This is a genomic window from Rhizobium sp. Leaf453, from assembly GCF_001425605.1.
GTDB lineage: Bacteria > Pseudomonadota > Alphaproteobacteria > Rhizobiales > Rhizobiaceae > Pararhizobium.
Genome location: NZ_LMRG01000006.1, coordinates 291,863 through 317,913, shown reverse-complemented (window position 1 = coordinate 317,913; position 26,051 = coordinate 291,863). Strand labels below are relative to the sequence as shown.

Here is a 26,051-nt window from a genome sequence, read left to right as displayed (position 1 = left end):
GGATCATGCAATACTTGGCCGCGGCGCAGCCTCCCTTGCAGCCTGCCGCTCGCAAGCGGCACGCCGGAACGGCCCAAGGACCGAACGGGGGCGGCTCAATGAGCCGCCCAAGGGAGAAATTCATAGATGATCTCAAGATCGTCATCGGCGTCAATCTCGTCAGAGGGCAGGACGCCGTACTCGCCGTCGACCTCGAAGACGGTGACCGGGACCATCAGGTCGCGGGAGAGCTGGAAGGCGTGGGACTGAGCGAGGGAAAGATCGTGCGGCATGTGAGAGGCTCCATTCGGAGCGGGCCAATCCCGCTCGATGGCTCCTCAAAAGGCCCGACGACGGGCGCGATCACCGGGAGGCGAAGCCGAAGCGGCCGCAGCTTGCTAGCGGACCGTTTCCGGGTTGATCGTGGAAGATCCGGCGCTGGGTCAGGACGCCATCACAAGCGAGCGGGATTGGCATGCTCCGGCGGCTGACGCAGGTTCTACGCACGGCCTTCGCACGTGTGCCAGTTCCTTCCTGCCGCTCTGGGCAGCAACACCGCTCCCGTTTTCCAAAGAGCGACGGCAGAAATCTATCAGGTCAATCGGACTGACCGAGGTCGGCTTTCTGAAGTGCCTCCGCCATCGATTTTGCCTTCAGCGCTACCAACGCGCTTTGCAAACAGTTCTCGATATAGTCGACGCTTTTGCCCTCAAGCGAAGCGATTTCAGCAACGGTCCTGCCTCGAGCAATCCATCGAAGGCAGGTTTTTTCACGGGGCGCAAGCATCCGTTCCTTCATGACAAAAATCGCGATCGGTTGGGCCGTGGTCGGCGGCGGCTGTGGTGCCGAAGTCTCGTTTGAAACCGAGGCGGCGATGCCCCCACGAACAGTGGCTGCCGCATCGCATAACGTAGTTTATGGAACTTCTCGATGCCTGTTACTGACTATTACTGCAACTCGCGCGCAGCAGCAGCACGACCGTAAGCTGATGCGCCAGACTGAGAAAGTACTCACATGCCTGCCACATTCTCGAAGAACTTCGATAAAAGGGAGCAGTCAAACATCCCATCCGTACCCTTCATCCAAGCAACTGCCCGTTCCGGCGCCCACGGGTCGCGATACGGTCTTGCCGAGGTCAAAGCATCGTAAACATCGCAAATTGCACTCATGCGCGCGGCGCCGCTAATTTCGTGAGCTACCTTTCCTCCCGGATACCCTTTTCCATCGACGCGCTCGTGATGATGCAAGCATACATCCAGCACGGCGTCGGGCATGCCTGCCTTACGCGACAGCATTTCGTACCCAATTGATGGATGCCGCTTCATGATTGTCATCTCTGCTTCTGAAAGCCGGCCGGCTTTGTTGAGCACCCTCAACGGAATGCCGATTTTCCCGATGTCATGAAGCAACCCGCTCATCCCCAATGTAAGGACGGTCTGCTTGTCACCGTCCAAACTCTGTGCAAACCTCACCATTAGGGCACATACTGCTATCGAATGCAGCAAGGTCGTCTTGTCCCGGGATTTTAATCGCGTGATCGCGATCAGAACCGACGGATCAACGTCAATGGAATGGATGACTTGCTCGACAATCGGGATGACCATTTCCCGTGCAAGCGCCCTTCCCGATCGAGCATCACGGAATATGGCTGCCAACGCAGCCGTTGTCTCGAAGATGGCATTGGCGGCAATTTTCTGCGGTGTTGGTGGTGCCTGGCGACCGTCCTTACGGGGACCTTTGACACGAATGGAACTGGAGCGTGCCTTGTCCGCATCGCTGATATCCGTACCCCTCGTGGGATTTATATACACTCCGGTCAGATTGCTGCATTTTACAGCCTCAACATCGGCCTGGTGTGTCAGCTTGAAACGACGGTCGCTAAATGGGGCGTCACGTTGGAAACCTTCGACCGCTTCAACGAACATGCCAGCGCGAAGTTGACTTTTTTCGATGCGCTTGATCATTTCACCAGCTCCCATATGACATAAGCAAAAAGACCACAGATCTGGAAGTGAGTTCGATTTGCGTCGCCTTCACACATATATAACCCTCCCGCCAAACTCTGTTTTCGCATCGAAGTTGACCGTCCCGATTCTTTCGCTCTCACCTGAAAGCTGTAATTGGACCGGCGCGCCGTCATTCGAATTTTGGAGGGTCGCTGAACCTCGGGCAAGCTCAGCGGTCGCCTTCGCGATTTTCATCTCTAGGTCAGCGATTGCCTTTTGAAGGATGGTCTTTTTGTCGCCGTCCTCGGTGTTCGATTGTTCGTCCTTCTTCCTGGCAAGATCCTTTCGGAGTTCTGTCAAGCGGTCGGCTGTTGCCGGTGATGTAGATCCTTGCTGCGCACTTGTGGACACGACTATCGTATTCACGTCATACTCCCATCTTGTTGCGATTACAATTACATGTAATCTAATCGGTAAAAGTTCTTTGGAGTCTATTTGCTTGTCTCGTGACCGTTTCAGGGCTGGAGTCGCAAGACTCTAGGGCCGCTTAAGGAACGCGGACGCACGTCCGCATCTCCAATGCTAAGGATCGTGGGGTCCAACGCCTGCAGCAGTTATTCGAGTTGACCTTAATTTCGAGCCCGGTTTCAGGTACCAAGACCTGGTCGATGAAGCGATCAGCTATCGTCGGCCTTAACTCTGACTAGGCCGCAAGCAGGTCGGACGACGCCTGTCTCGGCTCGGACTGGGTAAAAACGAACTGGGATGTAAGCGTCTTCAGGCGATTGGATTCCTGCGCGAGTGTAGCACTCGCTGCATTCATCTCCTCCACCATCGCAGCGTTCCGCTGCGTAACCTGGTCCATTTGATTGACAGCAGTGTTGACCTCAACCAATCCGATCGATTGCTCACGCGCTGATAAAGCGATTGACTCCATATGTTTGTTGATTACGCCAACATAGTCTCCAATGGCGTTTAGCGCATCGCCGGTGTCACGAACGAATTTGACGCCGCCTTCAACTTCGATGGAAGAATTGCGGATCAGGTCCTTGATCTCCTTGGCAGCTACAGCCGAGCGTTGCGCCAATTCGCGCACTTCCTGGGCGACCACTGCAAACCCTTTCCCCGCCTCGCCGGCACGCGCAGCTTCCACGCCCGCATTGAGGGCGAGCAGGTTCGTTTGAAAAGCGATTTCGTCGATTACCGAGATGATATTTGAAATTTGCCTCGAAGACTGTTCGATGCGCTCCATAGCGTTGATTGCGTTCGCCACAACCAAGCTCGACTGCATTGCACTGGAATTTGCCTGGCCGGCGATATGCCGCGCCTCCTCAGCTCGCTTTGACGAGTTCGAGACATTCGTCGTTATCTGATCTAGAGCTGCCGCTGTCTCCTCCAGCGAGGCTGCTTGCTGCTCAGTTCTTCCTGAAAGATCGTCTGAGCTACGGCTGATTTCTCGAGATCCGCTGTCAATCGATGATGCGGCCGCCGCAACCGACTGAAGGGTCTTGGCCAATTGGAGTACGGATGCGTTGAAGTTGTGACGCAGGGCTTCGAAATCAGGAGCGAAGACGCTGGTTAGCTGAAAGGATAGATTGCCCTTGGCGAGATGAGACAAACCCAGAGCCAGGCTGTCTGTTGCAAGTCGCATTTGCTCCGCTTTGATACGCTGGTTCTCGACATTCAGGTTGCGCTCTTTCTCGGCTAGAGCGCGCTCACCCGAAGCCTGCGCTTCTAGCCTCATGGTCTCAATCGCATTCTTCTTGAAAACCGCCACGGCCTCGGCCATGTCACCAATTTCGTCCGCCCTTCCCTCACAGGGGATTAGTGTTTCTGTTTTGCCGGTTGCAAGCGCCTTCATGGAGGCCGTGATGGCCTCTATTGGTGTCGCGATACCCCGTCGACCGAAATACACCCCTCCTGCGATGATCGTCAGGCCCGTTGCGACTGCAATGAGGGTGAGGGTCATCGTCCTTTGAAACACGTGCTTGCTTGTTTCATAGGACTTCGTTGCTCCCGCGAATTTGATCCTGACGATTTCATCAATCGTTTCGCTCAGCTCAGATGCAGCGGGCCGCACTTTCGTTTGTTGGTAGATCTTTGCGTCATTGAACCTGCCGGAATGGGACAAAGCCAGCATCGGCGCCGCAAGCTGCTGCAAACCGTTGAACTTTGTACGGATGTCGCGTGATACCGCGCGCTCGGTGTCGTTATGGGATAGCTCCTCGTTCTTGGCCAGTTGCGCGAGAAAACGTTTCGAGCTGCTGTCAATCGCAAATTCGGCGTCTCTCCTGCTGGCTTCGTCAAGTGCCATAATGTGGTTGAGGTAATCGCGACGCATTGCAGACAAAGCGATGTTCATCTCATTTGAGATTGCGATTCCCGGTAGCCAGCCGGTCGCGAGTTCCGCGACGTTGTTGTTCACAGTGTTCATGCTGATTATCGCAAAAGAGGCGAACATGACGAAGACGCTGGCAACAAGTGCCAATATCGCCGTGATTGCCGTTTTGATCTTAGGGCGGGACATTTGTGGCCTCCTGGATAGCCGTGCAAGAAGGCAAACAGCCGCGACGTCATGTCAGCAGTGTCAGCGAGGGGCACCGACAAACATCTCGGTCATGATTTATATGATATGTAATATACTTGAGATTCTCTTAATTTTTGTCGAGAAGCCCGGAGAATTGTAAGCCCGCTCATCGATTGATTGCCTTCCCTCGATGGGAGCCGCTCTTACGCCAGCAATACTAACCACCCCGCCTGGACCAGAGTTGAGTTACGCAAGCCCGTACCGCTCGCGTCCAACAGCACTGTTGGATGAACAAGCAAATCATCCAACCTCGGACGTGTGGCTGCTCGATGGGACGCTGTAGGCATCGTCATGTTTCAATCTGATGCGATTTACTCTCGGATGGTCGCGACACTTGACGATGTCTGCAGGACGCCTTAGGTGAAGGCAGTCGAAAATGGTAGACCGGATTATTGGTGAGCCCCGGTCAGTCGCTGGCAGATTGCCAGTGGCCCAAATCCAGCCTTCGGGCCGCGGACCACGACGGAAACCGGACGTACTGCGTCCGCTCCGTTGGCATGTCCAAAATCGACTTCCATCGAAGCATTGCAGCCGTCCTTTGCAACGTGGCCAAGGCCACTCCAAAAGGAAGACAAAAATGCACCACGATACCCAGGTTATCATTATCGGAGGCAGTCTTGTCGGTCTCTCCGCGGCGGCATTTCTTGCCTGGCGCGGTGTCAAGACGATCGTCATTGAAAAGCATCGCGGCAGCGCCCTTCACCCCCGAGCGCAAGGCTTCACCGAGCACACCCTCGAATTCTACCGAGCGATTGGCATAGCGGACCGGATTCCCACCGCAGACCCAAGCTTCCGTCTGCGGCGGGCAACTGTCACCAGTCTTGTCGGCGAGGTCAAGAATGAAGCCCGATGGACGCCCTCCAGCGGGCCAAATGCCGTCCGACAAGAAAGAGCATTATCTCCCGCCGGCATGGCAGGTTTCGCCCAGGACAAGCTGGAGCCGATCTTGCGGGAGCGCGCCAGTGAATTGGGCGCTGAGCTTCTTCTCGGCATGGAGCTTCTGTCTTTCGAGGAGACGGGCGAGGGTGTCGTCGCGACGACTCGAGACCGGGAGAGTCACCGCATCTCATCTCTGTCGGCCAAGTACATGATTGCGGCAGACGGCGCTGGAAGCGTGGTTCGGGAAGCGCTGGGAATCGAGATGCATGGCGTCGGCCACATCATGAACATACGGTCCGTTCTATTCCAATGCCCGGCGGCCGACAAGTTTCTCGAGCGGGGTTTCCAGCAGTTCGAGATCGAACAGGAGGGCTTCAAGGCGTTCCTCACCACATATGGTGACAGTCGGTGGGTATTGATGTTCTATGGCGGCGAGGTAAAGCGCTCCGGAGAATATGCATCGGATATCCGCCGAGCGCTCGGTGCCGACCTGCCCTTTGAGATCATCACATCGGGCGCCTGGGAAATGGCGGGACGGATTGCTGACGTCTATTCGAAGGGCCGCGTTTTCCTGGCCGGGGACGCCGCGCATCAGCTTCCGCCGACCCGCGGTGGCTATGGTGCCAATACGGGAATAGACGACGCCTGGAATCTCGCGTGGAAGCTCGGTCTCGTCCTCGATGGCACATCGAAGCCAACGCTTCTCGATACTTATTCTGCGGAACGGCAGCCAGTGGGATGGCTCCGCCATCAACAGACGTTCGCACGGCCGGACTATGCACGCTACGTTGGGAACGCCCTGTCGAACGAAACAGTCTACGACGACAAAGCGATGGAACTGGGACAGCTTCATCGGTCGGACATTATTTTAGACAGCAGCGGTAACCTTCCTGCAGCGGCGCATCCCGATGAATGGGCGGGACAGCCCGGGACGCGCGCACCTCATCTCTGGATCGATGCCCATCGCCGCCAGTCAACGATTGACTTGTTTACCCGCAGTTTTGTCTTCGTCACAGAGGATGCGCGCTGGGAAAATGCGGCGCAGGAGGCCCGCGGTGAAACGCGTTTCACATTTGAGATCATTCGGATTGGAAAGGACATCTTGATCAACGATACCATCTCTTTTGCGGATGCATTCGGCGTTGGTCTCGAGGGCGCGGCACTCATTCGTCCTGATGGGCTCGTTTGTTGGCGCACGCGGCTCTCGCCCTCCGCAGTCTCGGAAAATTTGAGCGCCGTACTGAGCAAGGTAGCCAAACTCATATAGGGCCGCCGTTGAACGGTAGAGGTGCCACCAGGCGGCTCTACCGTCTCTGGAAGGCGACTAGCCCATTTCGGGCACGGGCGGTGTCACATCCGGATCTGCGAGGTTAAGGTTCATACGAACCATCGCCTTCAATACCACCTCGACCTCGGCCTCGCTTATTCCACGAAGCGCCTTTTCGTTGCCGGCCGCCATTTCGTTAAAGACCAGGGGGAGTTTTAGGCGAGACTTGTCGGTCAGGCTGTAAAGGAACCCCCGACCGTCAAAAGGGTCAGGCTTCTTGCGCACTAGGCCTTCCTTTTCCATCCGATCGAGCATCCGTGCCATCGCAGGCTGCTCAACGGCGGAACGCGCGACCAGAGCCTTCTGGGAAAGAATGTCAGCATCGGCGAGGGCAAGCAAGACCGGAAGCTGACTTGAAGACAGTCCGATCGACCTCAGCCGCCGATCCATTTCTCTGGCGAAAAGCCGCGCTGTCCAGTTAATCTGGTGACCTATCGATCTCGACCGCCCGGACTCCATTTGGTTTATCTCCCTGACTCTTGCGCTCCATGCGTCGGTAGCGCAAATCGAGCCAGAAGCAAGGGAGAACCCGACTGATAACAATGTATTGGACAGTAATCCCTACCAATCTCAGTCATTCGTTTCGAAACGAAAAACGAGCTGCGCGTCCTCTGGATCGCCGACACCTTGCTGGTCGGGGATCGGCGCAAATCCATGACAAGGCGATGGCGACGGTGGAAAGTGGACCCACGTCTCCGTCAAGCCCGGCCCCCGGTTTCGAATGCTCGACGCACAGTCGCATCGCTGGATGTGCTAGAGCGTTCAGCCAGCATGAGCGAATTCCTTGTGGAATCCACCAACTTGTCTACCCAAGTTGATAGCTCGATAATGGGCTAAACTGGCGAGCACGGTCGATATCTGCACGACTGCAGCCAAGGACAACGCGGCTTGCCTCTCTGTCTCGTCAACCAACCGCCGCAATGACAGCTCGCATCGGGCTTCGAACGAAACATCGATGAGAGAACACGCTGGGCAGGAGCGGACAAGACATGCCCGAACTATCTATGTCACTGAAAGCTCTTCGCAGCATAGGAAGCAGCGAACACTTCGCCGTCGCTCTCGACAAAATACGCAGCCAATATCTGCTAGACCATATGACATTCCTCGTCGTGAACGACGGGATCAGTCCCCGCTCCTTCCCGTTTTACTGCACCACATATCCCGCTGAATGGACCGACATTTACCTGAGCAAAAACTATTTTGCCGTCGACCCCGTCACCGAACTCAGCCGGACAGGGTTTCTCGCGGTTGATTGGTCTGAACTCAAGCGAAGGTCTGCCGAAGCGCAGGTCTTCTTTCGAAAAGCAAGATCGTTTGGAGTAGGCCGGCACGGTTTGAGTTTGCCAGTCAGAGGGCCAAACGGCGAGCGCAGCATATTGTCGGTGACCTCTAATGCGAACGGAACAGCTTGGTCCCGGATACGCAATTCCTCTATTTACGATCTGCATATCGTCGCCCACTGTCTGCATAAGAAGGCAATCTTCCTTTCCAATGCCCGCTCTGGGAGCGCGATCAGGATACTTTCGAGGCGGGAAAAGCAATGCCTTGAACTTCTCGCGCGAGGCAGTCTTATCAAGCGTGTCGCGTCCGATCTGGGCATCTCCGAGAGCGCGGTGCGCCTCTATCTGCGCTCAGCGAGACTTAAACTTGGAGCGAAGACTCTCTATCAAACGATCGCCAGGGCAAGCTTCTTGGAGAAAATCTGTATCTGACCAGCAGCCAACCGCGCCTCGCCCGCTGTGCCCGTCAATCTCCCGAAATCGCCAGATTGCGACGATTTCGCCTTCGAGGAACTCTGGTCACCAGGAAGATCCGCCGCGCGGCATCTCGCTGTCGATGCAAGCATCACATCCGTTGGGGTGATGCGTGTAGGAGCGGCTGTTTCCTCAGCCAGGAAAGGATTGCACAATGGTGGATATGCAGACCGTCAATGCCTGGCGCAATGCACCGCGGCTCAATGCTTTTGCTCCGTTCTTCGAGCGAACCGCAAGCGGCCTCGGCGCAATGCCAGATCGAGACATCCCAGTGCCTGATATGCGTCTTCTGGAATATGATCTGCAATGCATGACGTTCTGGGACACGCACCGTCGGCTGTGGGGACATTTCGACAAGCACTATTTCGCGAGCATCCCTTATCGGCTTGAAGAGGAATGCCGCCTCGGCGCCGCCATACTTGCGCATTGCCTGCATGTGTGGGGACATAGCGGCCGTACCGCAACATTCTATTCGCTTGGCGCCGGTGCAGGAACACTCGCGAGGGCTCTTGCGAGACTTGGCGATGGCCGGCTAGAGACCCTGTGCTGCAGCCCTACCGACGGCAACCGCGCCTGTTTCTTCGCAAAACAGGCGAGCGAACACGCACATTTTTTCCACGGTCCGTTCTTCGAACTGGATGCGCAACGCTACGCGTCCGATCAAGGCCTGCACGTTTTCCGGGACGGCTTTGATATCCTGCTTGAGGACACGACCTTCCAAATGTACGGGCCAGATCGGGCAACTCAGCTTGGATTCATCGCACCGCGGATCCGGAAAGATGGTTTGCTCATTCAAGTGCAAAAGATTGCACACCCGGATAGCGAAACCTATTTGCTGCGCGAGCACCAGAAAGACGCACAATTCAAAACGCGCTACTTTTCCGAGGCCGAGATCGTCGCCAAGCAACGCGATGTTCTCGACACGATGCGGCAGCTTCAGGTTGATCTAAAAAGCACCATTGCTGCGCTGGCCCTCTTTTTCCGTCACTCTATTGTGACCTGGAACAGTGGCAACTTTTATACCATTCTCTCATCCAATTCGACGACTGCGCTCAATGCCTTCACGGGGTCGATGCTGAAGCCAGCAATTCCAGCCGAGTATTGCTACGAACAACTCCCGCTTCGTTTTGCCCAAGAAACACCGACAGGTGAGCGATGGGAGTGGCGGCCTTCGCGCCCAGCTTTAAGATGACCGTCCATGAGCTTGGTGCCACCACGAACACAAGAAAGCGGATACATGGATACCAGTCCACCCGCAGCTCACTCCCAGCGAACCGATGTGACCGTGGCGAGCTTGAAGGAGACGTTGTCGCATCTCTTTCCGCAGGTGGACCAACACTGGGCCAAGCCACTCGACGCCTACGCCTCGGCGGTCTATCGCATCGGCGGTCATCGAACGGGCTGTTGTGCTCGAGACGAGGCCATGGCCCTTCTTCAGAACTGTATCGAACGCGCTGCGCTGCGTATGGGAGCCACTTCGCAGGAGGCTAAGCAATGTTCCCAACAATTGGTGGCGGCCCCTGTTATTCAAACCGGTCCCCATTGCCATCTACTCGTCGAGCCGGATGCGTTCTACACACACCTTTTCAGCCTGCTGGGATTAAACGCGAACCGGCTGCAATGGCATATCTGGTACAGCGCCTCGACGGTAAAGTTCATTGAAAAACCGAAGAAGGGTCCGGGATGGCTGTCGCTGGACGGCGAACCGGTCAACGTCTTCGGACTGCCAAGACGGCTGATGGATTCCTACAGCATCTGCGGATTAAATGCCCATTACAGTTTCAAATTGACGGGAACCACCAGGGACGCCCCGGCAAACCCGTCCGCTGTCCGCTTGAATGCGCTGTTGCCGCAAGGAGAGTTCGCGTCCGCGGCAGATGCAATCAAGACTGGAAATCAGGCGCTCTGGAAGTGGGCCTTCCCCGCGCAGCCTCGGCTCCTTCAGCTGGACGACACCGACATGGCCGACCTCGTCGCCGATCATCTCGATAGCCCTGGGTCGTGGCTGTCGCGGCAGTTGTTCGGAAACGGCATGCTAGCAGCCGCCATCATCGAGGCGATCGACGGGCTCAACGCTGGTCCCTGGGCCGGATGGATCCGCAGCACCACGGACTTTTTCTGGGGTCTCGCGAATGGAAAGCTTTTCCCATTGCAATTGGGGAACCTAATGCTCACGGCTCGCGCCGGCAAAGCGCGAGAGCTGCGGTTCGAACCAGCGGCCCTCGCTGCAGCACTGCGCCGGCGAGAGATTATCCCGAACCTGTTCACTACATTCCTGGTGGCTTCAATTCTGCCGGGTATCCGCGTTCTCGGGGGTTGCCGGCAGACAGTCTACTACCCGCTTATGCGCCATGTTTTTTCAAGCGCGCTCAGGCAAATCGGCGCTCAAGATTTATTGGAAACCCTCGGCGCTGATGTTTGCCCCGGGGTTTGGGGGCATCGTGTTTTGAAGCCAGTTGCGCCGTCACCGTTTCGGGAACTGGAAAGCAGCCCCCTGCCCCATCTGCTCAATATCTACGGCAGCCAATCGCTTCAGCAGGCGTGCGGCGACCTTGAAAACTTTGTCGGCGATCCGCTCTGGGAAAAGCTCGCCCAGCAGATTGCAGACGGAACCGTGCACGCGGGCTCGCCAGAATGGAAATTCGCCTGATCGGCGTTCGTCGCGAACAAACCTGGAACCTTGCATAACCCACGGGAGGTGACGCGGATGTCCGAGACCATCAGCGATACTGTCATCAGGCGCCTGTCAGTCGATGACGTCGGCGTGTTCCGCGATATTCGCCTGGAAGCACTTTCACTCGAGCCTGGTTCATTCGCGAGTTTGCACGAAGACTGGGTCAGTCTCTCAGAGCAGGATTGGTGCAAGCAGCTCGAACAGCCAGTTTTCGTGGCATTCCTCAACGGGCAACCTTGCGGCATGATGCGGCTCAGGTTTCAACAGGCCAGGAAAATGATGCATCGCGCAACACTCACGAGTGTCTACGTGCGCAAGGCCGAACGGAGAACGGGGATCGCCGCAGACCTTCTGGGTGCCGTTGCAAACCACGCACGAGGGCTTGGAATGGTCCAGCTGGAGCTTGGAGTGAGTGTCGAAAACTCCGTCGCGATACGCTTCTATCAACGAAACGGTTTCGGCCGGGTTGGTCGAATACCTCGTGGTTTCCGTGACAATGGGGTGAGCAGCGACGAAGTGCTCATGATGCTCCCCCTGGATAAAATGCAAGAATAGCGAACACGTTAGTTTAACCGCGGCAACAGGGCGACGGCGTGAGCGACAGTATGCGGTTTGCGGCTGGCGCACCCCCGTGTTGATTTCACAGGGTGATGAACGCGAACTGACACTTTCGCGATGCGATCGGGCCCGAAAGCAGACAAAGAAGTTTGATTATTGAAAGACCGCTTCGCACCGTCAAGTCAGCCATAGGGCGTTCAGTGACGTGAACCCTTCTCGCAGACGATTGGCGAACAGTCCATTGATGAATTTCGACGCAGGCTTTTTGGAACCTTCAACGAGCCATTCCTGAGAGAAGACTAAAGGTTGGACCTTACCACGGTTCTGTGGCACGCTTTTGGTGAGGGCGTCACGAGCAAGGGCGCTTTCGCGGCCTCGTTGATGAATCTGCTTAGGAAGTGAAATTTAGGGGAGTATGACCGCCCTCCCCGCACAGGAGTAAAAATATGGGTGTGGCAACACGCGCTTTTCCGGCTTTGACGTGAACTATTGGCAGGGCAGCTATTGTGGTCCCGCGCCGATGCCAGCGGATCTTTTGTCACGCTGGAATTTTGAGCCTTGGGCACTCGTAATCTTGGGCGCGCTAGCACTTTGCGCAGGGCGCAACCGCCCTGGCGCTGCGGCCGTAATCGTGTTGGCATTTGCATTCCTGTCGCCTCTTTGCGCTCTGTCCTCGGCGCTGTTCTCAGCGCGGGTGGTGCATCATGTTCTTCTCGTGGCGGTGGCGGCGCCGCTTTTTGCACTTTCGCGCCCCGCACGCGTCACAACGGGCGTAGGTCTGCCGTTTCTTCAAGCAACGGTCGCGCTGTGGCTGTGGCATGCGCCTGTAGCTTATGACGCCGCTCTTGGTAATATGGTGGTATTCTGGGCCATGCAGGCGACCCTGTTCGGGTCTGCAGTTCTCTTCTGGCGTGCAGTGTTTTCGCAACCCGGCGGTTCGGGCGCGGGATGGGTGTTTCTGGCCTATCTTGCGATGGGGCTGTTGGGCGCGATCCTGACCCTTGCGCCGAATGCGGTCTACGCCACCCACGCGACGGCACCGCTGCTTTGGGGGCTGTCGGCGCTCTCTGACCAGCAGCTTGGCGGACTGGTGATGTGGATGCCAGCAGGCCTTCCGTTTGCTGTCTGGGGCGGAATGCTGGCACGACGGGCGTGGCGCGAGATGGGAGAACTCCAGTGATCTGGATTGAAGGGCTGGTCCCACATCTCAAAGCGCTACACGTGAGTTTCGTCGCGGTCTGGGTTGCCGGGTTGATCGCCTTGCCCCGCATGTTGGCCCGTCATGACCGCGCGATCATGCAGGCCGAATTCGCGCAAATCCGCCGCGCCACGCATTTCGGATATGTCTGGGTTATCACGCCAGTGGCGGTTCTGGCTATTTCCACCGGATCAACCCTGATCTTCATTCGTGAGGTTTTCACGGTTTGGATTTTTGGGAAACTCGTCCTCGTCACAGCTCTCGTCGCGACGCACGCATGGGTGGGGCATACGATCATCGCCGTGGCCGAAACGGAGGGGGAGCACGAGCCACCCGAGCCTCTGGTGCCGACGTTACTCATTTTCAGTCTGGTGATCGGCGTCCTGTTTCTCGTTCTGGCCAAGCCCGAACTGGGCGAACTTCCGATGCCGTCATGGCTTTTGCAACCTTTGAATCGTCAATTGCCCTTTGATACCCCCAAGCCGTAGTCGAAAACGAGTTTGCCGCCATGCCACCCCGTAGCCGCCACGACAATGACCGCAAAGCCGGACATGAGGATGCCCCAAGGCAGTACGGCGGACTCGTATCCGGTCAACCGCCAGCCCCAGTTGAGCCCCAGCAAGGACAGCAGCATGACGGCGATGACGAAGTGCGTCCAGGCTGCAGCGCGGATCCGGATGCCGGGAACCATCAGCAATTCCATTGTACCGCTGGCCCCAGCCAGCAGGCCGAAAAGAAACGCGGTCCCCGTGGCCCAAAGCGCCGCCCAAGCCCAACGTTCCTGCCCGGACCACCAGTAGAGCAAGTCGGCCCCAAAGGCACAAAATGTCAGCGCAACGGGGAAGGCCACGGTCATGGCATGCAACGGATGACCCCAGATCGCGACGCGGCTTTCGGTTTGTTGAAAGGCTGGATCGTTGGAGATCGGATCTTCGAACGGGGCAATGTCCTCTGGTCCCTGCGTCATCTTTTGTGTCACCCGAGACTCCTTCCTGGTTTTGCAATTGTGACAACGCTTGCGATCGCAACCGGTTGCCAAGAACGATTTTCAATGCTGCATCCTGCGGGACCGGCAGCGTTTACAATAGCAGATTTGTGGTGGGTGATGCTGACTTGCGCGTTGGCAATCTTCTTTTTCGTCATGGCGTTGATATTTGCCGCCCTATATCGCCCTCCCAATCCCTCAGTTTGCGGCAGGAACGAGAGCGGAACACGTGTCTGGATATGGGGTCTTGGGGTCGGCTTTCCACTGGTGACGCTGGCCGCGTTGACAGCATATGGTCTCTTCATCGGTGAGCGATTGCTGCCACGCGAGGCGCCTGATCTAGTCACCGTTCAGGCACAGGCGCGGCAATGGGCGTGGACGTTCCGCTATGGCGAGGACCGAGCAATTGCCACCGATGGCGTGCTGCACATTCCGGCGGGTCGCCCCGTGAATGTCGAGATTACCAGCACTGATGTGATCCATTCGTTCTGGGTGCCACGACTGGCAGGCAAGCTTGATGCGATACCCGGGCATGTGAACGTGCTGCGTATCGAGGCCGCTCTTCCAGGCACATATGGCGGTCAAAGTGCGGAGTTCAGCGGGCGGGGTTACCGCGAGCATGTGTTTACCGTTGAGGCGCATGATGCGGCGTCCTGGGCCACATTCCTGGCAGAAGGCACACAATGACCCTTCCCTCACCCGCCTCGCAGCCGCGTGGAAAGGCGCTACGCCTACACCTTGCCCTTGCGCGCATATGGGCATCCGATCAGCGAATTCGTGGCTGGTTTACCAGCAGCAACAACAATGACATTGGTAGCTTGTTCCTGATCGTCGCCACTTCGTTCTTTGTCATTGGCGGCATCCTTGCCATGTTAATCCGCGCACAGCTGGCGACACCGGACTCGGCGTTCATGGAGCCGCAGGTCTACAATCAGATCTTCACGATGCACGGCACCGTGATGATGTTCCTGTTCGCGATTCCGTTTTTCGAGGCGATGTCGATGCTGCTGCTGCCCGGCATGCTGGGTACGCGCGACATGGCCTTCCCGCGTCTCGGGGCCTACGGACTTTGGGTTTATATCTTCGGCGGCAGTGCGGTAATTATCGCCATGCTGATGGGCCTTGCCCCCGATGGTGGCTGGTTCATGTATCCGCCGTTGTCCTCAGCGGCGTTTTCGCCGGGAATTGGCGCCGACGTCTGGTTGCTGGGTATCACCTCGATCGAGGTCTCGGCTATCGCGACGGCGATCGAGGTGATCGTGACTGTGCTGCGCTACCGCGCGGCCGGGATGAGTTTGTCGCGAATGCCGATCTTCGCGTGGTATATTCTGGTCGTGTCGGTCATGATCCTGACGGCGTTTCCGCCAATGATCCTTGGCTCGCTACTGCTTGAGGTGGAGCGCGCGCTGAACTGGCCATTCTTTCAGGTGGAAAACGGCGGCGACCCCCTGCTGTGGCAGCACCTGTTCTGGCTGTTCGGTCACCCTGAGGTGTACATCATCTTCCTGCCCGCCGCGGGCATGATCGCCACCATCCTGCCAGTCATGGCGCGCACCAATTTGCTGGGGTACGGCTGGGTTGTGGCGGCGGCTGTGTCGCTAGCCGTGCTCAGCTTTGGGCTGTGGGTCCACCACATGTTCACGACTGGTATTCCGCATATGGGGCTCGCATTTTTTTCAGCGGCGTCCACACTCGTCGCAGTACCGACTTCGGTCATGATTTTCTCGTGGATTGGAACTTTGTGGAAAGGCCGCGCCCGCATGGGATTGCCGATGCTGTGGATCATGGGGTTCTTTGCAACTTTCGTGATAGGCGGGCTGACAGGAGTGATGCTGGCTGTGGTGCCGTTCAACTGGCAGGTCCACGACACACATTTCGTGGTGGCGCATCTGCATTACGTGCTGATTGGGGGCTATGTCTTTCCGATGATCGCGGCGATCTATTACTTCATGCCTCTTCTCACCGGGCGGACACGGTTTTTCAAACTGGGCGAGGTGGCTTTCTGGTTAGTGGTACCGTCGTTCCACATCACGTTTCTTTCGGTTCACATGGCGGGGTTGCTGGGTCAACGTAGACGCACCTGGACGTATGACGCGGATCAGGGATGGACGGCATTGAATCTCGTCGCCTCCATCGCGTCCTTCGTAATGGCCATTGGCTTTGCGCTGACCATCCTCGATGTGGCGGTGAATGCCTTTGTCGCTGTGCGGGGTCGGCGCAACCCGTGGGGGGCGGGAACGCTGGAATGGGCGGGGGCAATCCCCTCGCCTGCTTACGGCTTTGCGTCAATCCCCATCGTGCAAGGCCGTTACCCGCTGCACGACGACCCGGACCTTGCGTTGCACATCGCGCGGGGCGAGGGCTATCTTGGCGACGCATCCCGGATCCGGCGCGAGACGCTGATCGTGTCAACTGCGCGCGGTGAGCCATTGCAAGTGGTGGTGCTGCCAGGCAATTCGGTACTGCCTTTCCTGCTGGCCGTGGTCACCAGCACATCCTTTCTGGCCCCCTTGTTCGACGCCTATATCGTCGCGGGTCTCGCTCTTGTGGCAGTGGTTGCCCTTGCCCTAGTCTGGGCATGGGGTCTGGGCGGGCGTGTAGACGAGGGGCACGTTGACGCGGGACATGGCGCGATGCTGCCGCTGGCATCCGAATGTCGCGACCCGCCGGGGTGGTGGGGATCGGTGTTCCTATTGCTTGCGGACGGCGTGCATTTCGGATCACTGCTGTTCGGCTATGCATTCCTGTGGACCGTTGCTCCCAACTGGCCGCCACACTCATATCTTCAGCCGCAGCTTTGGGCCGTCATCGTTGCACTGACGGGTGCGTTGGCGCTGACCGCTGGGCCGCGCCTTGCGGTGCGTGCGATTGCTAAGGGCGGCACTGCGTGGCCCGCGATCACCCTTGGAATTGTCGGCTCTTTGGCTTTGGCCATCGCTGCGGCAAGCGTGATGCTGGATCGTCCCGGACCTGCCCGCCATGCCTATGACGCCACTCTGTGGTTGCTGGCGGGGCATGTCGGGCTTCACACAATCCTGTCGGCAATCATGCTGTGCTATCTGGCTGCGAGGGTGGCTGCGGGGTATGCCTCGCCCGCTCGCATTGGCGAGGCAGGGATTGTGAAGCTCTGGGCGGATTTCACCGTCGCAACCGGGCTTGTAGCGCTGGCGGCGGCGTGGCTGCCGGGAGCATTTGCATGATCGATATCCTCCGGCTGTCGCTGCCGATTACAGTTTGGCTTGCCGGTTTTAGCGCTGTCTACGCACTGCAAGGGCTGTCTTGTTCGCGCCATTGGCCCGCTGACCTCGACGCCCGCCAGGTTTTGCTTGCCGCCTATGCGGTTGCGATTGTCCTTCAGCTTATCGCGCTATTGGCAGTCCTCTACGCACCGTCAAAGGCCCGTTTTGTGCAGACGACCGCCACAGTGCTTGCCGCGACCGCCCTTGGCGCTGCGGTTTGGACCTTAATGCCGGTACTCGCTACCTCGGTCTGCCTTTGATCGCTGGTTTTGGCCAATTTCGAATGAGACATAGGTTAGCCTTTTTCTTATCCTTCGTGCCTTCGACTTAATATATGGGAGATGGGAGATGGGAGATGGGAGCAGAACCATAGGCCCAGCGATTGGTCGATCGTGATCACGACAGAAATGCGCCCGCAATCCGGTCGTTTAAACCAACTGGTTGAGTGTCTGAAAGTTGTCAGGCAGCCATTCCCGTAAAACCGTGCCTAAAGCCGTCCTTCGTGTGCTGACCGGGCGGGAGGGCTGGCAGACTGTCGTAGATTGCTACTTCATCAGGCCAGCCGCGCGGAGAGCGTCTTCTATGGTCTTCTGGATGCCGCTCGCAGGCTGACCATGAGTGAGTTCTGGACGAAATCCGACCGAAGGCTCTGCGACGGTAACGTCCATATCCGCTTTCACACGTTTTTCGAATGAGGCGATCAAACCCCACGAGCGCGCGATGTGGAGCGTGGAAGAAATCCCGACGTCCAGCATATACGGCGCCGCTCGACCATAACCCGTCGAGGTGTCAAGCGGAGTGCCGTGTCCCACGTTTTTGATGTTGAAGAACTCCATCACCTCTCGACCATCTGCCGCAGTCCAGGTCTTGCGCGATTGCCCGTCGATCATTTCGCCGATATCGGGTTGGATGGCTAAGCCATGCACGCCGCGCCACTGATCGATGATCGCTTTGGCATTCGCCGGGAGCACTGTGGCGTCGCTTGTCCCGTGCCATACCGCAATTGTCGGCCATGGCCCTTTATGATTGGATGCGCTCCTGAGCAACGATTGCAGCTTATCGACGCTAGGCAGGCCCTGGCCACGCATCCGGTCGAATGCTTCCGGAACGGTCGTTGCAGTCCCGTATGGGAGGCCTGCGATGATCGCTCCGCCCGCGAACAGCTCTGGATTGGTGGCCAGCATGACATTTGTCATTGCGCCGCCTGCGGACAAGCCGGTGATGAAAATGCGGCTCCGATCAATGTCGTATCGAGCGATGGTCGTCTCGATCATTTGACGTATCGAAAACGCTTCGCCCTGATCTTTCCTGATGTCGCCGGGAACGAACCAGTTGAAGCAAGTGTTCGCATTATTGGCGCGGGTTTGCTGGGGGAAGAGAACCGCAAAGCCGTAGTCCTCGGCAAGATGCGACCAGCCTGACGCCTGGTCGTACACGGCAGCAGACTGGGTGCAGCCGTGAAGCACGACGACCAGCGCCGACCGCGGCATGAGCCCTTTGGGGATGTATATCTTGGCTTCCAGTTCGCCGCGGTTCGATCCGAACTGACCAAGATCAGTCAATCGATCATCGACCGGCGAAGTCGGGGGATTGGCTCCCCGCATTTTGGCGAGCCTTGCAAGGGTGTCGGAAAGCGATCGCATATACTGTTCTCCAGCTCCGAGGCGGGAGCACGCAAGTCCTCAACGCACTGTATCGCAATTGGTTGCTGCACTGCACAATTTTATCTTGGTTCAGCAGATGCTCACTGACCTCGGTCCATGATTGCGCCCACTACTAGGCCACTACGTTCTGTCGAACCGGGCAAGCAGATAACCGAAGTACCTGTTTTTCAGTTTCACCGTACAAAAGATGTTATCCTTAAGGGGCCATAGCATGGTGGCGTCCTCCCCCCCCCCGGAAGTCGCTGCACAAACGGAGAGTTTTTTGAAGCTCTTCTGCTGGCGGCGATTGCAGGTTGAGCTGCCGGTATTCCTCCGCGTTAGGAGGCTTGAGCGGCGCGACTACACAGACGAAAAACACAATGCTTTTCGCGGGGACATCCGCCGGCCGCCGGTGTTTAACTGAACACCAGGTGAACTCATTGATGACTTCCCTCCTGTGAGGCGGGAGCGCGCAGGGGTCGTTGAAGTGTGTGATTATATCGCGTTGCGTCGTTGCGCTGCGCAAACCCAAGTTGTGCGAGAGCCCTGTATCGGTTTCACGAAACGGACCTTGCGAACTTGCTGCTAATTCGATGGCATACAGAATACTTTGGAACGATCTCCACGTCAGCGACTTGTTGACGATGGAAACACTTGAATTTCGTAAACTTAAACAACCTATTGCGCTCGTTGTCGATGACGAACCGCTGATCCTCATGGACACGGCCGACATGTTTGCCGACGAGGGATATGCCATTGTCGAAGCCTCCACCGCCGATGAGGCATGGGCTTTCCTCGACAAGCACTCTTCCCTTCAACTGTTGTTCACCGATGTTCAAACCCCAGGAAGCTTGGATGGCTTCGAACTGGCCCGAAAGGTGGCGGAGCGGTGGCCTCATATCTGCGTCATCATTGCGTCGGGTGCCGCAAGGCCAGGGCCTGGCGATATCCCCCCAAACGCCACTTTCATCGCAAAACCGTTCACGGCGGAACTTATTCATGATGTCCTTAAAGAGAAGGGTAGCCAACACGGTTGAATTATTGGGCCAAGCCTACCGCCTTCGACATGTCGTAACCTGGTTTTCCAGATCGAGCGTGCTAGGTTGAGCCGAAGAATTGGGGTGCATATGTCAGTCATAAAGCGCAATAACGTGGTCACGGGAGGCGAGGGTGAGAGGACGATTGTCTTTTCCCATGGGTTTGGCTGCGATCAGAACATGTGGCGGCTTGTTGCGCCGGACTTCCTGAAGGATTTCCGCACGGTATTGTTCGACCATGTCGGCGCGGGCAAGTCCGATCTTCGCTCATACGATCCGGAAAAATACGCTACCCTGCACGGGTATGCCGACGATCTGGTGGAAATCGGAATAGCGCTTGGACTGCGGGAAGCGACGTTCGTCGGCCATTCTGTCAGTGCGATGATCGGAGTTTTGGCTTCGCTGAAAGCGCCGGAAATGTTCGGCACCCTAGTCCTGGTGGGGCCCTCTCCCAGATATATAGACGACGAGGGCTACCAAGGTGGTTTCAGTCGAACCGACATCGAGGAGCTGCTGGCGTCGATGGCGGACAACCACATGGGTTGGTCAATGGCTATGGCTCCCGCGATCATGGGCAATCCTGATCGACCTGAACTCGGTTCAGAACTCACAGACAATTTCTGTCGAACGGATCCAGCTATCGCAAAGGCTTTTGCTCGAGTGACATTCACGTCCGACAACCGAGACGATCTTTCGCGTGTGACGGCTCGGACGCTCATCCTTCAATGCAGGGATGACATCATCGCATCTGAAGCAGTTGGTGAATACGTCCGGGTCCGAGTTGCCGACAGCAAACTGGTCATGTTGGATGCGACCGGACACTGTCCGAACCTATCGGCACCCGCAGAAGTCATCGCAGCCATCCGGGATTTCGTCTAGGCCGGCCATGGACAACGATATCGATTTTCGCGACCTTTTCGACAATGCCCCGTGCGGCTACCTTGTTCTGGATGGCAGAGGGCGTATCTCAAGGGTCAATGTGACCCTGCGAGCGTGGCTCGACCGCGGCGAGGACGAGTTCATTGGCAAAAGACTTCTTGATCTGTTACCGGTAGCCGGTCGGGTTTTTTACGAGACGCACTTCGCACCTCTGTTGCGCATGCAGGGATATTTCCATGAAGTCGCGCTTGACCTCGTGCGGGCTGACGGAACACGTCTCGCCGTTCTCGCAAACGCGACACAGAAGATGGACGTGGACGGCCTCGCTCTTGAAACCAGGATTGCCGTATTTGAAGCGACGAGCCGTCGCAGGTATGAACGCGAGCTTTCCGATGCCAACGAGGCAGGCGACGTCGCGCGCCGACAGGTAGAGAGCCTGAATGCGTCATTGACTGAAGTCGGGCTACTGAGGGACGAGTTCATCGCCATCCTGGGCCACGATCTTCGCAACCCCTTGGCTTCGATCGGCAGCGGCATGCGCATACTCTCCAGGGAGGTGCTCAGTCCTCGAGGCCAGCAGGTTGTGGGGCTGATCGAGGGTAGCGTCGCCCGGATGGGTAAGCTGATCAACGATGTGCTCGATTTCACGCGCGGGCGTCTCGGCGGTGGTCTTTTGGTGGAGCGAAGGAACGAGTCTGACCTGCCTGCGGTCCTGGAACAGGTGGTTGAGGAATTGAAGAGCGCCAGTGGTCGGATGATTGACGTCGACATCGACCTTCCTGCCCCACTCTTCGTGGATGGGGGCAGGATCGGGCAGCTCGTGTCCAATCTGCTCGGCAACGCCTTGACCCACGGCGCGGAGGACAAGGCCGTCGAACTGATAGCCTTGCAGGAAAAAGGCGATTTGGTCATATCCGTCTCGAATGGCGGCGAACCGATCCCCCCGGAAACGATGCCGCGCCTGTTTCAGCCATTCTTTCGGGGTGACGCAACGTTCAAACGTGAGCAAGGACTGGGGCTCGGACTCCATATTTCATCTGAAATAGCAAAAGCCCATGGCGGGAAGCTCTCAGCATCTTCATCGGAGGAAAAAACTACATTCGAATTCAGAATGCCAACGGACACCATTTTTGCAAACCCGACGCATGACTGATGTAACTGCAGATGCGTTCGAGGCATTCGGCATATCGAAATCACCGAAACTTCGACATGCCGGTATCCGCTAGTCAGATGCCGATACTTCGGATTGCACTTTCGGCTGAGACCGTTTCCGGGCGATCTTTCGCGCCACAACCTTGACGCTGACCGGGGCGGAGGGTGTCAGGCCAAACTCGGCGGCCTGCGTGATCGAAGAGGATATGAAATCGGCGTCGATTTCCAGTGGCTCGATACGGGGAAAGTCCTGTCCATTCGCGGTGGGGATGAGGATACCGACGCGAAGGGACGGCTTCAAGCGTTTGAGACGACGGACGATCTGGCGGGCGCGCGATTTGGAGTTTCCATTCAGGAACGTTACGATAACAGTGTCGACGCCCTCAAGAGGAAGTGCCAAGGCGCCTCTGGCGACCAGGTCGGAATGGGACGCCGTCCTCGCCACAGCACCTTGCACCTCCAAGACCTGTGAAAGCATCGCTGCTGCGGCATCGTCCAATCCACCCCGACCGCCTATGCAAAGCACGGATCGACCTTCTCCGTCTGGAAGGTCCGTTTCTGGGACGGTCGGCGACTTGGAAGGGTTTTCAGCGGGCTCCTCCTCCTCGTTTTCTTCTTCGACCGCAATATCCGACAGGTTCTCCACCAGCGTCAAAGAACTCGCGGCGACCAGTGCGATTTGCGCCTCCGTCATAACGCCGCGTTGACGGTCGGATTCCCCCAGCAGCAACGCAGGCATGCCTACCTTGTCATAGTAATCGACGAGATATTCCTCCTCCAGGTATTCTTCGGCATTGTCAGATGCCTCATTGGGATCGCCGGACAGAAGGCGCTGATAAAGCTTCTCATGGGGTTCAAGGACCGGCTCGTTGCCAAGCAAGACGTCGAGGAAGCCAAACTGAGGGACATGTCGTCCGAGAACCACGAGGCAGACGGTCAGGGGCGTCGAGAGCATCAATCCCAGCGGTCCCCAAAGCCACGACCAGAAGATCGCCGAGATGATGATCGCCAGCGGAGACAGCCCGGTGTGCGCGCCATAAAGCCACGGCTCCACCACGTTGTTGCTGACCAGTTCGGTCACCAGGTAGAGCACGCCGACCCAAATCACCAGCGACCAGCTAGGGGCGATGGCGAGCGCGAGGAACAGTGGAAGGATCATTCCGATCACTGCGCCGATATACGGCACAAATCGCAGAACCAGCGTCAGCAAGCCCCAGAGGATGGCGTTCGGAATGCCGAGTGCCCAGAGGCCGATGGAGATCGGCACGGCATAGAGCGTATTCACCACCAATTGCATCAGCAGGTATTTTCCAACCCGCTTCCCGGCGTCCTGCAGAGCGGCTGTAGTGCGGTGAAGGTCTCCCAAGCCGACCAACCGGATGAATCGATCTCGCAGCTCTTCTCGTTCGAGAAGCATGAAGATTACCAGAACCACGACGAGGCCGGCCGTTGCAAACGGACTGATAAGCGGCAGAAGCAGATTGCCGAGCGTTTGAAGTGGATCCGAACGGGTTACGATCTCCACAGGCAGCGGCTCCCTGACACTAGGCGCGGTGTCACTCGGATTCTGGCTTTCGACTGCCCGTGTCTGTATCTCGGCCCCGACGCGCTCCACGGCTCTGCTCAGGTGATCGAGGACGCCGTTGCCTGAGCCCGCTTGGGCCAGCGCGTGGACTTTCGCTACTATGTTTCGTTGATAAGTGGGGATGTTTTCGGCGAGGTTGGCCACCTGCGTCGCCACGACGATGCTAAACAAGGCGATGGCGCAGAAAGCCGACACGACTGCGAGAAGGACCGCGGCGATTTTTGGAACCGAACGCTTGCGAAGAAACGAGACGATGGGCGCAAGCGTGAATGCCAGGAGCAGGGATAGCGCGAGCGGGACGAATATCTCCTGTCCGACGCGGAGAACGACCGCGACCCCTATGAGGATCAGGATCGTTCGACCCGTGATCTTGCTGCGAAAATCACCATCCGTTGTTTGATAAGGGGCGGCCAACCCTTTGGAGGCCGTCGAAAGGTCTGCTTCATTCACCAAGAACCCCTAACCAAGGAAGAGCTATGCATTCCTCAACGAGCCACGCCATGCGTTTACCGACAGTTCGTCATACCGTAGATTGGCCTTCAAGTCTCTGAGTTCGGCATCCTGCCGTGCCGTCGCCTCAGTGACGAGTAGCCGATAGGTATCGTTGGTCGCGGATATAACGTCGTTCAACTCGTCAATCTGATCCTGAAGCTCATATACCATGCACGTGGAGGTCAGCGTATCTCCTTGGACAACTGCTTGTCGCCTCATCGCAAGCGCGCCTTGGCCCCACGTCTCCGTGAACTTCTCCCAGTCGACGGGAACATTGTCGGAAAGCTTCAGAACCATGTCCATCAACGGACCGCTTTCGGCAGGTCCGATGCGGCATCGTCGAGTTCGACTATTCTGATGTCCTGGAAATCAACCATTGGGTCTAAGCCCGTTAAGGTTTAGAGAGGTGATGACCGCTTTGCCGACCTGGACTGGACCTCGATCCGGTCGCGCAGTAAGCGAAAGGATAGAAATCCGGCCAGCCGAAGCGGGCCGGACGGATTCTTTACGCTGCCTTTTCGGCGGTTTGGTTCACGACTTTTGTCGCGATCGATGTCAGGGCGAGGTCGGTCGCCTGCTCTTCGTCTAAGATCGCGAACGCCGCGGGAATCCTGTTGGGACCGGACGGCCACCTTATCACCAGCAGCGATCTCCTCATCGACAGCGGCGTGATCGCGGCCAGCCTGCCACGGTGAGCGACGGGAATGAGGGACGGAGGCGGTCATGGAGGGCGCCGATACTCTATGTCAGCTATATTATTCCCTGCTTTCAAGAAGGGACGGTCCGCTTACGGCCCCGTACTTGTCAGCAGGTGAGAGCGGAAATCATGTCCGCTTCGCGCCCTCAAGTCAGCCGTTCAGCTCCTTTGGCGACCTCCCCGAAAGCAGACTGTAATCGGGCAATTTTTGGGGCTCCCAGACGTGGCTCGGGCCGGCACCCGCTTTGGGTCAGTTGTTGGCAGATGAGCTGCGGCGCTCACTTCTTCGGGAAAAGTTTGGCCAGCGCCGCCTCATGGTCCTGATCAATCTTCAGGCCGATGGACCTCCGGACTTCGGCGGCGAGTGCCAGTGCCCGTTCGCCGCTGTCGCGGGCTCCAGATGCCACCTGAAACGGGTTGTTTTCAAAGTGCCGGGCGTGGTTCGCATACCTGTCCTCGGCATCGATGTCATTCAGGAACGTGAGCACCTTGTAGGCCAATCCGACCTCCATGCACCGCCAGTCCGCGTCTGCGGGAAACTGTGGCGGACGCGGCAGAGCCAATGACGAGACTTCTTGGTACCGATCGTATTCACTGCTCACGTCGCCCCAGAGCGACGAGCATTGTGCCGCGTAGTTCTCGAGTGCGGCGGCGACACGGCTTGCTAGATAGGAACGCTCCTGCCTTGTCTTGAGCCACGACGAAAATGCACTGCCGATCCACCCCATTGCCGTCGTGAAGATTGCCGACACCAAGCCGGTGGCAATGATGGTGCCGACAATTTCCTTCGTTGTCCAATCTTCCATGACGCTCCCCCGTTGCTGGTCTCTTCCTAGACGGGCGCGTCGAAATCAGGAAGTGTCATGACACGCAGTTCTTCGGGAATGTCGTAGACGTAAGGGTCACGACGACTTCCTCCGATCGTGAGTGTCGATCCGCGTCGAAATGTCCGCTCTTCGCCAGCCGGCTCCTATAGCTGTCGGACTGCTTTCGGCCCCGACGCGGAGATTATTTCCGCTTCGCGCCTTCATTTCTGCCGTTCTCGCCGTATCCGAAAGTACCTAGAAGCTGACATGAAATCGGCCTAAGAATGCAGCTATATGTTAGCTGGCGCGTCATCCGTAGTTGGCTTGTGATCATATCTTATACTTCTCGTCAGAATACTAATATAAGACACGAGAGCGAATGCCCGCTAACCATCAACATCGCAGCCTGCTGTGGGCAAGGCGGTGGGGATCGAGCGTCTCATCGACGAAGGCGGCAGCCGCGCGGACGGTGCCGGTGGACGTCATCGCGCGGTGGGATGTCGACAACAACAGCGGCTTGGTGATAGGTTACGAGAGAACTAGCGATGCCAGTTCGTACATGATTTCGACGAATGTTGCGTTCGTACGGCCGTCAGATTAATTCGGTTTAACGAAAAATTCCTTGCAACAAATC

The 26,051-nt window shown here is 57.3% G+C and carries 24 protein-coding genes; 13 read left to right on the top strand and 11 right to left on the bottom strand.

What is annotated here, in order from left to right; translation table 11 throughout:
- Window positions 1-95: 95 nt before the first annotated feature.
- The 5 genes from ASG68_RS31880 to ASG68_RS10255 form a co-directional block, all read right to left on the bottom strand.
- Window positions 96-272 carry a hypothetical protein gene (locus tag ASG68_RS31880; RefSeq protein WP_062609672.1) on the bottom strand — a complete coding sequence of 59 codons (177 nt, stop codon included), beginning with the start codon at window positions 270-272 and terminating at the stop codon, window positions 96-98.
- A gap of 304 nt (window positions 273-576) precedes the next feature.
- The gene (locus ASG68_RS10270; protein ID WP_062609671.1) at window positions 577-777 is read right to left on the bottom strand and encodes a LuxR C-terminal-related transcriptional regulator; all 201 of its coding nucleotides are present in this window, start codon (window positions 775-777) and stop codon (window positions 577-579) included.
- A gap of 212 nt (window positions 778-989) precedes the next feature.
- The gene (locus ASG68_RS10265) at window positions 990-1,943 is read right to left on the bottom strand and encodes an HD-GYP domain-containing protein (RefSeq protein WP_062609669.1); all 954 of its coding nucleotides are present in this window, start codon (window positions 1,941-1,943) and stop codon (window positions 990-992) included.
- Window positions 1,944-2,012: 69 nt separating this feature from the next.
- Window positions 2,013-2,351 carry a hypothetical protein gene (locus tag ASG68_RS10260; RefSeq protein WP_156384855.1) on the bottom strand — a complete coding sequence of 113 codons (339 nt, stop codon included), beginning with the start codon at window positions 2,349-2,351 and terminating at the stop codon, window positions 2,013-2,015.
- A gap of 277 nt (window positions 2,352-2,628) precedes the next feature.
- On the bottom strand, window positions 2,629-4,452 hold the full coding sequence (locus ASG68_RS10255) for a methyl-accepting chemotaxis protein (protein ID WP_062609665.1): 1,824 nt from the start codon (window positions 4,450-4,452) through the stop codon (window positions 2,629-2,631).
- A 637-nt stretch (window positions 4,453-5,089) separates the two neighbouring features.
- Between ASG68_RS10255 and ASG68_RS10250 the strand changes: the two genes are divergently transcribed.
- Window positions 5,090-6,658, top strand: a complete 1,569-nt coding sequence (locus ASG68_RS10250) for an FAD-dependent monooxygenase (protein WP_062609663.1) — start codon at window positions 5,090-5,092, stop codon at window positions 6,656-6,658.
- A 57-nt stretch (window positions 6,659-6,715) separates the two neighbouring features.
- On the opposite strand, the gene ASG68_RS10245 is transcribed toward ASG68_RS10250, so the two are convergent.
- Window positions 6,716-7,108, bottom strand: coding sequence for a MarR family winged helix-turn-helix transcriptional regulator (locus tag ASG68_RS10245; RefSeq protein ID WP_274534212.1), 393 nt, complete (start codon window positions 7,106-7,108; stop codon window positions 6,716-6,718).
- 599 nt (window positions 7,109-7,707) lie between these two features.
- On the opposite strand from ASG68_RS10245, the gene ASG68_RS10240 reads away from it, so the two are divergent.
- The 6 genes from ASG68_RS10240 to ASG68_RS10215 all read left to right on the top strand — a co-directional run bounded on the left by ASG68_RS10240 (window position 7,708) and on the right by ASG68_RS10215 (window position 13,390).
- Window positions 7,708-8,430: a helix-turn-helix transcriptional regulator gene (locus ASG68_RS10240; RefSeq protein WP_062609661.1), complete on the top strand. Its 723-nt coding sequence runs from the start codon at window positions 7,708-7,710 to the stop codon at window positions 8,428-8,430.
- 196 nt (window positions 8,431-8,626) lie between these two features.
- Window positions 8,627-9,664 carry a class I SAM-dependent methyltransferase gene (locus ASG68_RS10235; protein WP_062609656.1) on the top strand — a complete coding sequence of 346 codons (1,038 nt, stop codon included), beginning with the start codon at window positions 8,627-8,629 and terminating at the stop codon, window positions 9,662-9,664.
- Between the two features lie 45 nt (window positions 9,665-9,709).
- Window positions 9,710-11,122, top strand: coding sequence for a hypothetical protein (locus tag ASG68_RS10230; RefSeq protein ID WP_413814001.1), 1,413 nt, complete (start codon window positions 9,710-9,712; stop codon window positions 11,120-11,122).
- 57 nt (window positions 11,123-11,179) lie between these two features.
- Window positions 11,180-11,701 carry a GNAT family N-acetyltransferase gene (locus ASG68_RS10225; protein WP_062609654.1) on the top strand — a complete coding sequence of 174 codons (522 nt, stop codon included), beginning with the start codon at window positions 11,180-11,182 and terminating at the stop codon, window positions 11,699-11,701.
- 484 nt (window positions 11,702-12,185) lie between these two features.
- Window positions 12,186-12,884 (top strand): cytochrome c oxidase assembly protein, encoded by a 699-nt coding sequence (locus ASG68_RS10220; RefSeq protein ID WP_244484180.1) that lies wholly within the window; start codon window positions 12,186-12,188, stop codon window positions 12,882-12,884.
- The gene (locus tag ASG68_RS10215; protein WP_062609651.1) at window positions 12,881-13,390 is read left to right on the top strand and encodes a CopD family protein; all 510 of its coding nucleotides are present in this window, start codon (window positions 12,881-12,883) and stop codon (window positions 13,388-13,390) included. The genes ASG68_RS10220 and ASG68_RS10215 overlap by 4 nt, the downstream gene beginning before the upstream one ends.
- Here ASG68_RS10215 and ASG68_RS10210 read toward each other — a convergent pair.
- Window positions 13,360-13,881, bottom strand: coding sequence for a DUF2231 domain-containing protein (locus ASG68_RS10210; RefSeq protein WP_062602107.1), 522 nt, complete (start codon window positions 13,879-13,881; stop codon window positions 13,360-13,362). The two genes, ASG68_RS10215 and ASG68_RS10210, sit on opposite strands and share 31 nt — an antisense overlap.
- Window positions 13,882-13,908: 27 nt before the next feature.
- Between ASG68_RS10210 and ASG68_RS10205 the strand changes: the two genes are divergently transcribed.
- Genes ASG68_RS10205 through ASG68_RS10195 form a run of 3 tightly spaced genes read left to right on the top strand, consistent with a single transcriptional unit; the run spans window position 13,909 to window position 17,386 of the window.
- Complete coding sequence (locus tag ASG68_RS10205) at window positions 13,909-14,574, top strand: cytochrome c oxidase subunit II (protein WP_244484178.1); 666 nt, start codon at window positions 13,909-13,911, stop codon at window positions 14,572-14,574.
- A complete protein-coding gene (locus ASG68_RS10200; protein WP_062609649.1) occupies window positions 14,571-17,087 on the top strand; it encodes a cbb3-type cytochrome c oxidase subunit I in 2,517 nt (838 codons plus the stop codon). Before ASG68_RS10205 ends, ASG68_RS10200 begins: the two co-directional genes overlap by 4 nt.
- Window positions 17,084-17,386: a hypothetical protein gene (locus tag ASG68_RS10195; protein ID WP_062602110.1), complete on the top strand. Its 303-nt coding sequence runs from the start codon at window positions 17,084-17,086 to the stop codon at window positions 17,384-17,386. Before ASG68_RS10200 ends, ASG68_RS10195 begins: the two co-directional genes overlap by 4 nt.
- 285 nt (window positions 17,387-17,671) lie before the next feature.
- Here ASG68_RS10195 and ASG68_RS10190 read toward each other — a convergent pair whose 3' ends face one another.
- Window positions 17,672-18,769, bottom strand: a complete 1,098-nt coding sequence (locus ASG68_RS10190; RefSeq protein ID WP_062609647.1) for an alpha/beta hydrolase family esterase — start codon at window positions 18,767-18,769, stop codon at window positions 17,672-17,674.
- 644 nt (window positions 18,770-19,413) lie between these two features.
- Here ASG68_RS10190 and ASG68_RS10185 point away from each other — a divergent pair.
- The 3 genes from ASG68_RS10185 (at window position 19,414) to ASG68_RS10175 (ending at window position 21,838) form a co-directional block, all read left to right on the top strand.
- Window positions 19,414-19,806, top strand: coding sequence for a response regulator (locus ASG68_RS10185; protein ID WP_062609692.1), 393 nt, complete (start codon window positions 19,414-19,416; stop codon window positions 19,804-19,806).
- Between the two features lie 90 nt (window positions 19,807-19,896).
- Window positions 19,897-20,685 (top strand): alpha/beta fold hydrolase, encoded by a 789-nt coding sequence (locus ASG68_RS10180; RefSeq protein WP_062609646.1) that lies wholly within the window; start codon window positions 19,897-19,899, stop codon window positions 20,683-20,685.
- A gap of 7 nt (window positions 20,686-20,692) precedes the next feature.
- The gene (locus tag ASG68_RS10175; protein ID WP_062609644.1) at window positions 20,693-21,838 is read left to right on the top strand and encodes a PAS domain-containing sensor histidine kinase; all 1,146 of its coding nucleotides are present in this window, start codon (window positions 20,693-20,695) and stop codon (window positions 21,836-21,838) included.
- Window positions 21,839-21,907: 69 nt separating this feature from the next.
- Here ASG68_RS10175 and ASG68_RS10170 read toward each other — a convergent pair whose 3' ends face one another.
- The 3 genes from ASG68_RS10170 to ASG68_RS10160 form a co-directional block, all read right to left on the bottom strand.
- Window positions 21,908-23,872 (bottom strand): AI-2E family transporter, encoded by a 1,965-nt coding sequence (locus tag ASG68_RS10170; protein ID WP_062609690.1) that lies wholly within the window; start codon window positions 23,870-23,872, stop codon window positions 21,908-21,910.
- Between the two features lie 24 nt (window positions 23,873-23,896).
- The gene (locus ASG68_RS32335) at window positions 23,897-24,052 is read right to left on the bottom strand and encodes a hypothetical protein (RefSeq protein ID WP_244484177.1); all 156 of its coding nucleotides are present in this window, start codon (window positions 24,050-24,052) and stop codon (window positions 23,897-23,899) included.
- 837 nt (window positions 24,053-24,889) lie between these two features.
- On the bottom strand, window positions 24,890-25,417 hold the full coding sequence (locus ASG68_RS10160; RefSeq protein WP_062609642.1) for a hypothetical protein: 528 nt from the start codon (window positions 25,415-25,417) through the stop codon (window positions 24,890-24,892).
- Window positions 25,418-26,051: the final 634 nt, after the last annotated feature.